Source organism: Rhizobium sp. 10N427 (assembly GCF_056394605.1).
Map to the genome: position 1 here is coordinate 323,663 of NZ_JBFTID010000002.1, position 13,526 is coordinate 337,188.

General features: G+C 62.0%; 11 protein-coding genes. 2 read left to right on the top strand and 9 right to left on the bottom strand.

The window, feature by feature from the left end:
* Positions 1 to 158: 158 nt before the first annotated feature.
* The 5 genes from ftsZ to aqpZ all read right to left on the bottom strand — a co-directional run bounded on the left by ftsZ (position 159) and on the right by aqpZ (position 6,100).
* Positions 159 to 1,892: a cell division protein FtsZ gene (gene ftsZ / locus AC1DIJ_RS06070; RefSeq protein WP_112386995.1), complete on the bottom strand. Its 1,734-nt coding sequence runs from the start codon at positions 1,890 to 1,892 to the stop codon at positions 159 to 161.
* 57 nt (positions 1,893 to 1,949) lie between these two features.
* Positions 1,950 to 3,281, bottom strand: coding sequence for a cell division protein FtsA (gene ftsA / locus AC1DIJ_RS06075; protein ID WP_112386994.1), 1,332 nt, complete (start codon positions 3,279 to 3,281; stop codon positions 1,950 to 1,952).
* Positions 3,278 to 4,210, bottom strand: a complete 933-nt coding sequence (locus tag AC1DIJ_RS06080) for a cell division protein FtsQ/DivIB (RefSeq protein ID WP_112386993.1) — start codon at positions 4,208 to 4,210, stop codon at positions 3,278 to 3,280. The genes ftsA and AC1DIJ_RS06080 overlap by 4 nt, the downstream gene beginning before the upstream one ends.
* Positions 4,198 to 5,124 (bottom strand): D-alanine--D-alanine ligase, encoded by a 927-nt coding sequence (locus AC1DIJ_RS06085; RefSeq protein WP_112386992.1) that lies wholly within the window; start codon positions 5,122 to 5,124, stop codon positions 4,198 to 4,200. The genes AC1DIJ_RS06080 and AC1DIJ_RS06085 overlap by 13 nt, the downstream gene beginning before the upstream one ends.
* A 289-nt stretch (positions 5,125 to 5,413) precedes the next feature.
* Complete coding sequence (gene aqpZ, locus AC1DIJ_RS06090) at positions 5,414 to 6,100, bottom strand: aquaporin Z (RefSeq protein ID WP_112386991.1); 687 nt, start codon at positions 6,098 to 6,100, stop codon at positions 5,414 to 5,416.
* 225 nt (positions 6,101 to 6,325) lie between these two features.
* Here aqpZ and AC1DIJ_RS06095 point away from each other — a divergent pair, with 225 nt between their 5' ends.
* Both AC1DIJ_RS06095 and AC1DIJ_RS06100 read left to right on the top strand, forming a co-directional pair.
* Positions 6,326 to 7,636, top strand: coding sequence for an MFS transporter (locus AC1DIJ_RS06095; protein ID WP_405049589.1), 1,311 nt, complete (start codon positions 6,326 to 6,328; stop codon positions 7,634 to 7,636).
* 112 nt (positions 7,637 to 7,748) lie between these two features.
* On the top strand, positions 7,749 to 8,846 hold the full coding sequence (locus tag AC1DIJ_RS06100; RefSeq protein WP_112386989.1) for a metallophosphoesterase: 1,098 nt from the start codon (positions 7,749 to 7,751) through the stop codon (positions 8,844 to 8,846).
* A gap of 9 nt (positions 8,847 to 8,855) precedes the next feature.
* Here AC1DIJ_RS06100 and murB read toward each other — a convergent pair whose 3' ends face one another.
* The 4 genes from murB to ftsW are packed head-to-tail and all read right to left on the bottom strand — an operon-like array spanning position 8,856 to position 13,525.
* Positions 8,856 to 9,830 carry a UDP-N-acetylmuramate dehydrogenase gene (gene murB, locus AC1DIJ_RS06105; RefSeq protein WP_112386988.1) on the bottom strand — a complete coding sequence of 325 codons (975 nt, stop codon included), beginning with the start codon at positions 9,828 to 9,830 and terminating at the stop codon, positions 8,856 to 8,858.
* Complete coding sequence (gene murC / locus AC1DIJ_RS06110; protein ID WP_112386987.1) at positions 9,827 to 11,242, bottom strand: UDP-N-acetylmuramate--L-alanine ligase; 1,416 nt, start codon at positions 11,240 to 11,242, stop codon at positions 9,827 to 9,829. Before murC ends, murB begins: the two co-directional genes overlap by 4 nt.
* The gene (gene murG / locus AC1DIJ_RS06115) at positions 11,239 to 12,363 is read right to left on the bottom strand and encodes an undecaprenyldiphospho-muramoylpentapeptide beta-N-acetylglucosaminyltransferase (protein ID WP_112386986.1); all 1,125 of its coding nucleotides are present in this window, start codon (positions 12,361 to 12,363) and stop codon (positions 11,239 to 11,241) included. The genes murC and murG overlap by 4 nt, the downstream gene beginning before the upstream one ends.
* A 7-nt stretch (positions 12,364 to 12,370) precedes the next feature.
* On the bottom strand, positions 12,371 to 13,525 hold the full coding sequence (gene ftsW, locus AC1DIJ_RS06120; protein ID WP_112386985.1) for a putative lipid II flippase FtsW: 1,155 nt from the start codon (positions 13,523 to 13,525) through the stop codon (positions 12,371 to 12,373).
* Position 13,526 lies beyond the last annotated feature (1 nt).

Below are 13,526 nucleotides of genomic sequence, written 5' to 3' on the forward strand. Positions count from 1 at the left end.
CGTGTGCCCGCGCTGCATTCCAAATCACTGTTCGTTTCGGATTGTTACGAAACCATGCAATTGAAATGACTTGTTAATTTAGCCTTCATGCAAGGCTTTGAAACAGAAGCGCCCGGGACTGTGATCCCGGGCGCTGAGCGTGGCGATTCTGTGTCGCGTCAGTTCGACTGGCGGCGCAGGAATGCGGGGATTTCGAGCTGGTCGTCTTCCTGCATCATGCGAGCCTGCGGAACGGCGCGGCCCTGGTCGTCGAGGTTGCCGCGGCGCGGAGCGTAGAGGCTGGCTTCCGGCGAAAGCGGACGGCGCTGCTGCGAAGCGGCTGCCGGAGCAGACGTCATCTCAGGAGCAACTTCCTCTTCGCGGCGGTTCAGCGAGTTCGTGATCCGCTTGAGCAGGCCCATCGGGCCGCGCTCTTCGTGAGCCTGTGCTGCGACGGGCTGCGAGCGGTGATCGATCTCGGCCTGAACGACCGGCGGAAAGTCCTCGACCTTCGGCATGCGCGTCGGCTGCTGCATGGCAGGTTCCTGGCGGACCGGCTGTGGCGCCACCGGTGCAGGCTGCTGCATCATGACAGGCTGCGGAGCCGGCTGGCTCATGACCGGAGCCGGAGCGGGCTGCATCTGCATCGGTGCCGGACGGGCAACCGGAGCTTCCGGTGCAGCTGCGAAGATGCGGCTCTGCGGACGGAAGGTTTCCTGAGCGACAGGCTGCTGGACCGGAGCCGGAGCGCGCGGGGCAACGATGTCAAGTTCACGTTCCATCTGGGCTTCTGCCATGCGGATCGTCTGCGCAACGGTATCAACCGGCTTCGGTGCCTGCATGACCGGAGCAGGCTGAACTGCGGCCGGAGCCGGAGCAACGGCCGCCGAAGGACGGATGATCGGCTTTGCGGCCGGCTGGAAGGTCTTGGTGGAGGCTTCGGCGGCAGCGCGATCGATACCGGTCGCAACGACAGATACGCGGATGATGCCTTCGAGCGATTCGTCGAACGTGGCGCCGAGGATGATGTTGGCGTCCGGATCGACTTCTTCGCGGATGCGGGTTGCGGCTTCGTCGACTTCGAAGAGCGTCAGGTCACGGCCACCGGTGATCGAGATCAGCAGGCCCTGCGCACCGCGCATCGAGGTTTCGTCGAGCAGCGGGTTGGCGATTGCGGCTTCAGCAGCCTGCATTGCACGGCCCTGGCCCGAAGCTTCGCCGGTACCCATCATCGCGCGGCCCATTTCGCGCATGACCGAACGGACGTCGGCGAAGTCGAGGTTGATGAGACCTTCCTTCACCATCAGGTCGGTGATGCAGGCAACGCCCGAGTAGAGAACCTGGTCAGCCATCGCGAATGCGTCGGCAAAGGTCGTCTTGTCGTTGGCGATCCGGAAGAGGTTCTGGTTCGGAATGACGATCAGCGTATCGACCGACTTCTGCAGCTCTTCGATACCGGCTTCGGCCAGACGCATGCGGCGGCCGCCTTCGAACTGGAACGGCTTGGTGACGACGCCGACGGTCAGGATGCCCTTGTTGCGGGCGGCCTGCGCGACGACAGGAGCAGCACCGGTACCGGTACCGCCGCCCATGCCGGCGGTGACGAAGCACATATGCGTGCCGTTCAGGTGATCGATGATCTCATCGATGCACTCTTCGGCAGCCGCACGGCCGACTTCCGGCTGCGAACCTGCACCGAGGCCTTCGGTGACGTTGGCGCCGAGCTGGATGATCCGCTCTGCCTTGGTCATCGTCAGAGCCTGCGCATCCGTGTTGGCAACGACGAAGTCGACGCCCTGGAGGCCGGCGGAGATCATGTTGTTGACAGCATTGCCGCCGCCGCCGCCGACACCGAATACGGTGATACGCGGCTTCAGCTCTGTGATGTCAGGCTTTTGCAGCTTGATAGTCATGGTACCCGTTCCTTCTCTTTATGGCCGCATCGCCACGCCGGCCAATTCACTCAATGTTCAGAAGCTTTCCTTCAGCCACTGGCCCATCCGGGCTATGCGGCTGTTATTTCCCCCAAGCGACAAGAGCAGCCCGCTCTGTGACGCATGTGTTTCCATGTCTGCGACCTGCGGATAGATCATCAGGCCGACTGCCGTCGAAAAGGCCGGGCCTTTGGCTGCCGTCGGCAGACCCGAGACGCCCATCGGGCGGCCGATACGAACGTTGCGGGCCAGGATCTTGCGGGCAACGTCTGCAAGGCCAGTGAGCTGGCTTGCGCCGCCCGTCAGCACGACGCGCTTGCCGACGATCGGGCTGAAGCCCGAGCGCTGGATCCGGTCGCGGATCAGTTCCATCGTTTCCTCGATACGGGCGCCGACGATGCGCGACACCAGAGCGCGCGGCACCTGCGTCGGCAGATCGCGCTCGTCCTCGCCGATCGGCGGGATCGAGATCAGTTCGCGTTCGTCGGACGAGTTCGCCATCGCCGAAGCGTGAACCACCTTCAGACGCTCGGCATCCTCGATGCGGGTCGAAAGACCGCGGGCCAGATCGGTGGTCACGTGATGACCGCCAAGACCGACGGCGTCTGTATGGACAAGCTTGCCTTCGGCAAAGACCGAGATCGTCGTGGTGCCGCCGCCCATGTCGATCGCTGCGCAGCCAAGCTCGACTTCGTCATCGACGAGAGCCGCAAGGCCGGAAGCGTAAGGCGTCGCGACGATGCCTTCGACGGAGAGATGCGCACGGTTGACGCTGAGCTCGAGGTTCTTGAGCGCGGCGCGCTCGGCGGTGACGACATGCATGTCGACGCCGAGCATGTCACCGTACATGGACAAGGGATCGCGAATACCGCGTTCGCCATCCAGCGAGAAGCCGGTTGCCAGCGAATGGAGCACGGCGCGATCCTGCCGCAGCGACTGCTGGCAGGCTGCGGAAAGAACCTTCTTCAGGTCGTTGAGTTCGACTTCCTGGCCGCCGAGATCGATCGTAGCCGTATAGACGTCGCTACCAAGACGGCCGGCCGTCAGGTTGACGATCAGGCTTTCGACGGTGAGGCCAGCCATACGCTCGGCGGCATCGACCGCGAGACGAATGACGCTTTCCAGCGCATCGAGATCGGCGATGACGCCGGTCTTGATGCCGCGGGAACGCTGATGGCCGATGCCGATGATCTCGATGTCATGCGTGCGGCCCGGGAGAATTTCGCTCTCCTCGCGCGGCGTCAGCCGGCCGATCATGCAGACGACCTTGGTCGATCCGATGTCGAGCACCGAAACGATATGCGACCGCTTCGACGAAAGCGGCTTCAGGCGCGGCAATCCGAAATGGGATGAACCGAACAAGCTCATATATTTTGCCCCGCCTTTTTCAAATCCTTGGTCCGCTGGTCGAGCACCACTTGTCGCCGGGCCATCGCCTCTGGGGTGAGCTGGATTGCGGTCCGGTCTGCCAATCTGAGATCGACGGCTGCGATGTCGCGCGCCAGAAGATCCTGTTCCTTGTTGAGCTTCGACAGCGTCGCCAGCGCCTGATCGACATCGTCGGCCGGCAGCTTCACGACGACGCCGTTGTCGAGATGCAGGTCCCAACGGCGGCTCGAAACCCAGACATAGGCCTTCACCCGCGCCTTGATGTCGGGCCAGTTGGCGAATTCGCCTTCAAGCGCAACAGCAGCCGTCTCGGCATCACGGCCGACGACGAGCGGGAGGTTGGAAAACTTGTTGTCGCGCAGCGGCGCGATGACGCTGCCATTGCGCTCGATCAGCGAAAGCTCCTGGCCGTGCTGCCAGATCGCATAAGCCTGGCGCTCCTTGAGCTTCACTTCGATCGTCTTCGGATAGATCTTGCGAACTTCGGCGCTTTCGACCCAGGGAAGTTTGGCGATCTTCTGGCGCGCCGTATCGACATCCAGAGCGACCAGCGAGGTCGTGCCGTCGAGACCGAGGAGATCGAGGATCTCGATTTCCGAGGTCGCCAGATTGCCAGATACTTTCACGTCTTCGATGGCAAAGCCTGCAGCCGTGGTCGTCGCCTGAGCGACCGCTTCCGTGTGACCGCCGAGCGACATGCCGTAGAGGCCGGTCGCAGCCAGAAACGCCAGAGCCGAAACGGTACCGGTATGCGCAGGAATATAGATGCGGCCAGTGCCGAGGCTGACGAGAAAGCGAACGGCGCGGCGCAGCGGACGCGGCAGCACCATGCGGCTATCACCCTCCGGGAAGGCAATATCGTCGCGATGGCTCGGGCGCCCCATCCTTTTGACCGTCAACGAGAACAAGAAGCGTCCTCCACCATCCAGCGCAGAAACTCACCAAAGGAATAACCGGCATAACCGGCCATTTCGGGCACCAGAGAGGTTGGAGTCATTCCCGGCTGAGTGTTGACCTCGAGCCAGATGATTTCGCCATCTTCGGAGAAGCGATCGTCGTAGCGAAAGTCAGACCGGCTGACGCCACGGCAACCAATTGCTTGATGCGCCCTTAGTGCCAATGATTGTATTTTTTGGTAAATTTTCGGTGAAATTTTCGCCGGAATGACGTGTTTTGAACCGCCAGCCGCATACTTGGCGTCATAGTCATAAAAGTTGTGGCCCTGCGGCACCACTTCCGTGACACCCAGCGCCGTATCGCCCATCACGCCGCATGTCAGCTCTCGGCCATGGATATAGCGCTCGACGAGAACCTCTTCCCCATAGCGCCACTCCGAAGAACTGATGACCTGCGGCGGATGCGACTGATCCTCTTGCACGATCAACACACCGAAGCTCGACCCCTCGCGAACCGGCTTCACCACGTAAGGCGGCTTCATCGGATGCTCGGCAGGAAAGGCGAAGCGGTTGATGACTTCGGATTGCGCCACCGGAATACCGGCAGCAGCAGCAACGCCCTTGGCCTTGCTCTTGTCCATAGCGAGAGCCGAGGCAAGAACGCCGGAATGCGTGTAGGGAATTTCGAGATATTCGAGAATGCCCTGGATCGTACCATCCTCACCGAACGGGCCGTGCAGAGCATTGAACGCGACATCCGGGCGGGCAGCAACGAGCTTGGCGGAAACATCGCGATCGACATCGATACGGGTCACCTGAAAGCCTTCGGCTTCCAGCGCGTCGGCACATGCCTTCCCCGAAGACAGGCTGACAGGCCTCTCCGAGGAAAATCCGCCCATCAGGACAGCGACATGCTTGCGACTCATACGTACCCCCAAAATAACTTACGGCATGAATTCCGACGCTTGCGCGAGGCTTTCGCCCACCGAATCTTGCCCACTCAGGCTTGATGGCAGTTTGACAACAATATGGTTAACGAAGCGTTTACTTTTGTTAACCTGCCGCCTCCAGGCCGCCCAACAGCGCGGCAAACCTGTGCCGTTTCGACTCGAAATCAGTGGCTTGCACCGGCATCCGGAAGTTCGTTCGGAGGATGAAAAAACCCGCACAGACGAGCTGTGCGGGTTGGCATGCGCAGCGTGATTACGACGGCGCTTAGTCGTCTTTCTCAAGCAGTTTCCAGACCGTCCCGCCGAGCGCGCCGCCCACGATCGGCGCCAGCCAGAAGAGCCAAAGCTGCTGCAGAGCCCAGCCGCCGGCAAAGAGCGCCTGCCCTGTCGAACGTGCCGGATTGACCGATGTGTTGGTAACCGGGATCGAGATCAGATGTATGAGTGTCAGTGCCAGGCCGATCGCCAGCGGCGCGAACCCGGCAGGCACGCGCCCATGCGTGGAGCCCAGGATGACGATCAGGAAGAACATCGTCAGCAGGACCTCGATGATCAGCGCCGATGTCAGCGAATAACCACCGGGCGAATGCTCGCCATAGCCGTTCGAGGCAAAGCCGCCGAGTTCGAAGCCGGCTTTTCCGCTGGCAACCAGATAGAGAAGTGCCGCCGCCGCAACGGCACCGATGACCTGCACGATGATGTAGGGAATGACGCGGCCCACCGGAAACCGTCCGGCAACCGCGAGACCGACGGACACCGCCGGATTGAAATGCCCGCCGGAAATGCCGCCGACCGCATAGGCCATCGTCAGCACCGTCAGTCCGAATGCCAGGGCGACACCGGCAAAGCCAATTCCGAGCGCCGGAAATGCTGCCGCCAGCACAGCACTGCCGCAACCGCCGAAAACGAGCCAGAACGTACCCAAAAACTCTGCAATAAGATTTCTTTGCATGGATTTCCCCTCCGAGGCTCTCAACCAGAGCGAGAACAGCAAGCCGCCTCAAATCGAGTCCCGTCAATCTGGTAATTCTGCTAGAAACGCGGATTGGCCCGTCTGGAAACGCCCCCAACACCGGCCAGGGATTTCATCAGTTTATTGCTCATTTAGCGTTTGCTGAGACCGAAAATTGCGCTATGAGCCGGTTGCCTCCCAAGGCAAACAGCAATCCTGATTGGAATGACAATGTCTGACGCGATATCTCCGGTATCGCCGACGCCCTCCTCATCGAACAATGCGCAAGTCAATTCGCCGGCGCGTGTTCTGATCGCGAGCCTCGTCGGCACGACCATCGAATTCTTCGACTTCTACGTCTACGCGACGGCCGCCGTGCTGGTCTTCCCGCACCTCTTCTTCCCGACGAGCGATCCGGCGTCTGCACAGCTGCAGTCCTTCGCCACGTTCTCGATCGCCTTCTTCGCCCGCCCGCTTGGCGGCATCCTTTTCGGCCACTTCGGTGACCGTATCGGCCGCAAGGCGACACTCGTCGCAGCGCTGATGACCATGGGCCTGTCGACCGTGGCGATCGGCATGCTCCCGGGCTATGATTCGATCGGCATCGTCGCGCCTCTGCTTCTCGCACTGTGCCGTTTCGGCCAAGGCCTCGGCCTTGGCGGCGAATGGGGCGGCGCCGTGCTGCTCGCAACCGAAAACGCCCCTCCTGGCAAGCGCAGCTGGTACGCCATGTTCCCGCAGCTCGGCGCGCCGATCGGCTTCATCCTCTCGTCCGGCTTCTTCCTGATCCTGACCGAGACGATGACCAACGAGGACTTCCTGGCTTTCGGCTGGCGGATTCCCTTCGTTGCCAGCCTGGCACTCGTCGCCGTCGGCCTCTATGTCCGCCTTAAGATCGCCGAAACGCCGGAGTTCCAGAAGGCCGTCGAGAAGCACGAGCGTGTCGCCGTTCCGGTTGCCGTCGTCTTCCGCAAGCATTTCCGCAGCCTGGTTCTCGGCACCTTCATCGCCGTCGCCACCTTCGTGCTATTCTACCTGATGACGGTGTTCACGCTGTCTTGGGGCACCTCGAAGCTCGGCTATTCGCGTGAGCAGTTCCTGGTCATTCAGCTCGTCGGCGTCGTGTTCTTCGGCCTGACGATCCCGATTTCCGGCCTGCTTTCCGATCGCTACTCGCGCCGCCTGATTCTGATCCTGGTGACAATCGGCATCGCGATCTTTGGCTTCTTCTACGCCTCGCTGCTGACCGCAGGCCTGATGGGCGCCTTCCTGTGCTCGATCATCGGCCTGGCGCTGATGGGCTTCACCTACGGTCCGATCGGCGCAGCACTTGCCGCCCCCTTCCCGACCACGGTGCGCTATACCGGCGCCTCGATGACCTTCAACCTCGGCGGCATCTTCGGCGCCTCGCTGGCGCCCAATATCGCCAGCTGGCTGGCAACGACCTACGACCTCTCCTATGTCGGCTACTATCTTTCCGGCGCAGCAGTGATCTCGCTGGTCTGCATCCTGCTGTCGGGCCGCGAAGAAGTCTGAGGACACCAAACCCAATACATCGGGGCCGCGGCGGAAACGCCGCGGCCTTTTTGATTCTTGTCTGTTAACAGCTTGCTCCTACTCTTCCATTTCAGAAAGACGGGAGACCACGATGCTGACCAGACGATCGCTGCTGACACAGGGCCTCGGCGCCGGAATGGCCCTTTCACTGCCGTCGCTGTCGCGCGCCGCCGTGCCCGATGTCAACGTCACCTTCCTCGTCATCAACGACGTCCACGCCTGCCGCATCGGCGATGGGCTCAGCCCCAATTGCCAGCAGGAAGGCAAGACCGACGCCAATCTGCTGCGCCATATCCTGGCGCTCAACAACATCCACCACCAGACATGGCCCGAACAGATTGCTGGCAAGCCGAGCGGCCTCAGCGTTGCCGGCCAGACGATTGCCCGGCCTCAAGGCATCATCGTCTGCGGCGACGTCACCGACGATGGCGGTGGCCAGATGGCGGAGTTTGCCGAGGGATCACAGCTCCTGCAGTTCTCGCACCGCTACCAGGAGGGCCGCGGCCCTGACCATGTGCATTTCCCTGTCTATGTCGGCCTCGGCAATCACGATCTCGATCAGGACGGCCGTCCGCCGCAGGTCGACTGGTATCGCGACGAGCTGCGCGACTACGTGCAGATGAGCCACAAGCCAAGCGTCTTCTTCAAACCGGCCGTCCCCGTCGACAATTACGACGAGGCTTCCGACAATTATTCCTGGAACTGGGGCGGGTTGCATCTGATCCAGGCACAGCGCTATGGCGGCGATAACAGCAAGGGAACCGCCAGCAGCCTCGACTGGATGAAACAGGACCTGAAGACCTATGCGTCCGACGGGCGCCCCGTGGTGATCTTCCAGCACTATGGCTGGGACCATTTCTCCACCGAACGCTGGGATCCGGCCAAGAGCACCTTCGACGACACGGGCACCGGAACGCCGCATTGGTGGGATGAATCAGAACGTCAGGATCTGCTTGCAACCCTCAGCGGCTACAACGTAATCGGCATTTTCCACGGCCACGAACACGACACGGCGATGGCCTACAAGGTCAACGGTATCGACGTCTTCAAGGCCAAGGCCGCCTTCATGGGCGGCTTCACGCTGGTGCGCGTTGCCAACGGCCGCATGGACGTGGCGATCGGCGAGGCCGCAGACGACAAAGGCGGCGTCATCTTCGACACCGCCTTCAGCAAAGCTCTCAAATTGTAGGTTTAAACGTCAGTCGCTGGTCACGCCCTGGAACGGGCGGACTTCGCGGCCCGGCATGAACACGCCGAGACGCTTGATCTCCCATTCCAGCTTGACGCCGGAATTTTCGAACACTTCGCGGCGAACCTGTTCACCGAGATATTCCAGATCGTAGCCGGTCGCCTGCCCCATATTGATCATGAAGTTGCAATGCAGCGACGACATCTGCGCCCCGCCGATGACCAGACCGCGGCAGCCCGCTTCGTCGATCAGCTTCCAGGCTGAATGTCCCTCGGGATTCTTGAAGGTCGAGCCGCCGGTCTTCTCGCGGATCGGCTGCACCGTCTCGCGATGGTTGCGCACAGCATCCATATCGGCGCGGATCTTGGCGCGGTCTTCCGCATAGCCTTCGAACAGCACCGAGGTGAAGATCAGGTCCGATGCGGCCGAGGAATGACGGTAGGAATAACCCATCTCGGCATTCGAGAGCACGACCTTGTTGCCCTTGCGGTCGATCGCCGTCAGTTCAACGAGACGCTCGCGGGTCTCGCCGCCATTGGCACCGGCATTCATGCGTGCCGCACCACCGATGCTGCCGGGAATGCCGTAGTAGAAATGGAAGCCACCGATACCATTGTCCATCGCCATGGCCGCAACATGCTTGTCCGGGCAGATCGCACCGGCGCGGATGCGGTTTTCACCGGCAATCTCCAGCCCGCCAAAACCCTTGGCCGACAGGCGCAGAACCACGCCCGGAATGCCGCCGTCGCGCACTAGGAGGTTGGAACCGACGCCAACGACGGTGACAGGCACGTCCTCGGGCAGAAGCTTCATGAAAGCGATGAGATCGTCTTCGTCATGCGGCTGGAACATCAGCTCGGCGAGGCCGCCGGCACGGAACCAGGTCACGCGGTCCATGGGGGCATCCGGCGTGATACGGCCGCGGATGTCCTTGACGCCTTCTCCGAGAGTTTCGAGAAGCTTTTCCCCATTTACCTGTTTCATGCCGACTTTCCCGAAAGGCCTTCCAGTTGTTTTGGCAGGGCCGCTGCCCAGTAGGTGATACTTCCAGCCCCCAAGAGAACCACAAAGTCGCCCGGCTTTGCAATCTCTCCAACCATCTCCGGTAGTACGTCTTGCGACGGAAGATAGCGTGCGTCGCGATGGCCGCCAGCCTTGATACGCGAGACCAGAGTCTCGGAATCGGCACCCTCGATCGGGTCTTCACCAGCGGCATAGACAGGCGCCAGGAAGATGCTGTCGGCATCGTTGAAGCAGTTGGCGAATTCCTCGAAGAGGCTCGAAAGGCGCGAATAGCGGTGCGGCTGGTGAACCGCGATGACGCGGCCCTTGCAGGCCTCGCGCGCAGCCCTGAGCACGGCCTTGATCTCGACTGGATGGTGACCGTAGTCGTCGAACACCTGCACGCCGTTCCATTCGCCGGTCAGCGTGAAGCGCCGCTTGACGCCACCGAAGGAGGCCAGCCCCTTGGCGATGTCCTCGTTGGAAATGCCGAGACGATTGGCAACGGCGATCGCCGCGGTCGCATTGGAAATGTTGTGACGGCCAGGCATCGGCATGACGAGATTGTCGAGCTTGAAGACCTTGCCGGTGCGGCGGCGGCGGATCTCGACGTCGAAGATCGAGCGCGGCCCGTCGATGCGCACATTGGTGAAGCGCACGTCGGCCTGCGGATTTTCTCCGTAAGTGACGACCTTGCGGTCCTCGATACGGCCGACTAGCGCCTGCACTTCGGGATGATCGAGGCACATGACGCCGAAGCCGTAGAACGGCACGTTCTCGACGAACTGCCGGAACGCAGCGCGCACGGCATCGAAATTGCCATAATGGTCGAGATGTTCGGGGTCGATATTGGTGACGACGGCAACGTCGGCAGGCAGCTTCAGGAAGGTACCGTCGGACTCGTCGGCCTCGACCACCATCCACTCGCCCTCGCCCATGCGGGCGTTGGTGCCGTAGGCATTGATGATACCGCCATTGATGACGGTCGGATCGAGCCCGCCGGCCTCGAGCAGCGTCGCCACCAGCGAGGTGGTGGTCGTCTTGCCGTGCGTGCCGCCGATGGCGATCGCATTGCGGAAGCGCATCAGCTCGGCCAGCATCTCGGCGCGGCGAACGACGGGCAGCAGCTTCTCGCGCGCCGCGATCAGTTCCGGATTGCTCTTCTTGATCGCCGTCGAAACGACGACGACTTCGGCATCGCCGAGGTTCTCGGCCTTGTGACCGACGAAGACCTCAATGCCCTTTTCGCGCAGACGCTGAACGTTCGCACTGTCGGACTGATCGGATCCCTGGACCTTATGGCCGAGATTGTGCAGCACTTCGGCAATGCCGCTCATGCCGATGCCGCCGATGCCGATGAAATGGACGAGGCCTATAGCCTTCGGCAGTTTCATGACTGTGCCCCCTTGAACTCTGCAATTGTACGTCCGGCGGCAATAGCCTCTACCATGCCGGCAAGCAAGTTCGCAGCATCCGGTTTCCCGGTCTGCTTTGCCGCCGCCGCCATGCGCGCCAGCTTTTCCGGGTCGTTCATCGCATGCGTCAGGATCGCGGCGATCTTCTCGGAGGAAAGCTCCGCCTGGACGATGACCTTCGCGCCACCGGTCGCGGCAAGTGCTGCGGCATTCGCCGCCTGGTCATGATCCAGCGCGTGCGGATAGGGAACGAGAACGGCAGGACGGCCGATCACCGCGATTTCAGAAACCGTCGAGGCGCCCGAACGGCAGATGACCAGATGCGCTTTTGCGAGACGTTCGGCCATGTCGGTGAAGAACGGCGCGATATCCGCCCCCATCTTCAGCTGCGCCACGCAGCCGCCGACCATTTCCATATCCTCGGGCCGCACCTGCTGGGTGATCCGCAGCCGCGCCCGGAGATCGTCGTCAAGCAGGCTGATCGCCGTCGGCATGGCCTTGGAGAAATACTGCGCGCCCTGGCTGCCGCCGAAGACCACGAGATTGAAGGGCTCGCCGGGATGCGACGGCGCATAGGGAACCTTGGCGGCCTCGATGATCGCCGGGCGCACCGGATTGCCGGTTGTGACAGTCTTTTCGGGATAGACGCCGCCATTCTCCGGTAGGAATCCGCCGGCGATCGCCTGGACGCGGGCCGCCAGCGCCTTGTTGGCGCGGCCCATTACCGCGTTCTGCTCATGGATCATGGCGGGCACGCCGAGGCGCGTTGCGGCCAGCAGCGGCGGCACGGTCGGATAGCCGCCGAAACCGACAACGACCGCGGGCTTCAGCTTCTGGATCAGCTTCTTCGCCGCCCGCATGCCGCTCCACAGCGTCCACAGCGAACGGGCGACCGCGATCGGGTTCTTCGAACCGATCGTCGCAGACGGCACGACATGAATCTGCTCGGCGGGGAACTTGCCGGCATAGCGCTCGGCGCGGCTGTCGGTGACCAGATGAACGGAATAACCGCGGGCCTTCAGCTCATAGGCCAAGGCTTCCGCGGGAAAGACGTGGCCGCCGGTTCCCCCGGCGGCAAGAAGGACGATGCCTTGACTCATAGTTCTGTTACTCCGCCGGCATTCCGTGCGGCACGCGGAAGAGGCTCCGATCCTGTGCACGTTTTTCCGGGCGATGGCGCGTCAGCGCGAGAATGAAACCGGCGGTGACGCAGATCGCCACCATCGACGAACCGCCGTAGGAGATCAGCGGCAGCGTCATGCCCTTTGCCGGCAGCAGTTCGAGATTGACGCCGATATTGATGATCGACTGGATGCCCATCTGCAGCACGAGGCCGGCGACGGCAAACCGGTTGAAATCGTTCTTCTCCTTATATGCGTGCGACAGCCCCCTCAAGACAAGGGCCGTGAACAGCGCAACAAGGGCGATGCAGAAGATGATGCCGAACTCTTCGGCCGCGACCGAGAAGATGAAGTCGGTATGGGCGTCGGGAATGATCCGCTTGACGATGCCCTCGCCCGGCCCCTGACCGAACCAGTCTCCGCGGATGATCGCCTCGCGGGCGGTATCGATCTGGAACGTGTCGCCCTCGCCGGTCATGAACTTGTCTATTCGTCCCGCCACGTGCGGGAAGACATAGTAGGCCGAGACGAGGCCGCCTGCCCCGCCGACGCCGAGCACGATGATCCACAGCCACGGCATGCCGGCCATGAAGAACATGCCGCCCCAGACAGCAGTGGTCAGGATCGTCTGGCCAAGGTCGGGCTGGGCCACGAGCAGCGAGGCGACCATGCCGAACAGGATGATGGCGAAAAGATTGCCCGGGATTTCAGGTTGGCGCGCATGCTCGGCAAACAGCCAGGCGCAGACGACGACGAAAGCAGGCTTCATGAATTCCGACGGCTGGATCGAGATGCCAGCCAGCGTCACCCAGCGCCGGGAGCCCTTGACCTCGACGCCGAAGAACAGTGCCAGCAGCATCATCGCGATCGCGACGATCAAAAGCAGGATCGCCGTGCGCCTCACCTGGCGCGGCGTCAGGAACGAAAGCCCGATCATGACCATCAGCGACGGGATCATGAAGGCCGCGTGGCGCTTGACGAAATGGAAGGGCTCAAGCCCGATGCGCTCCGCCACCGCGGGCGATGCGGCAAAGGAGAGCATGAAGCCGATGCCCATCAGGAAGACGAACATCGCCAGGAAAAAGCGGTCGATGGTCCAAAACCAATCGGCCAGAGGCCCACGTTCCGCACGGCTTACCATG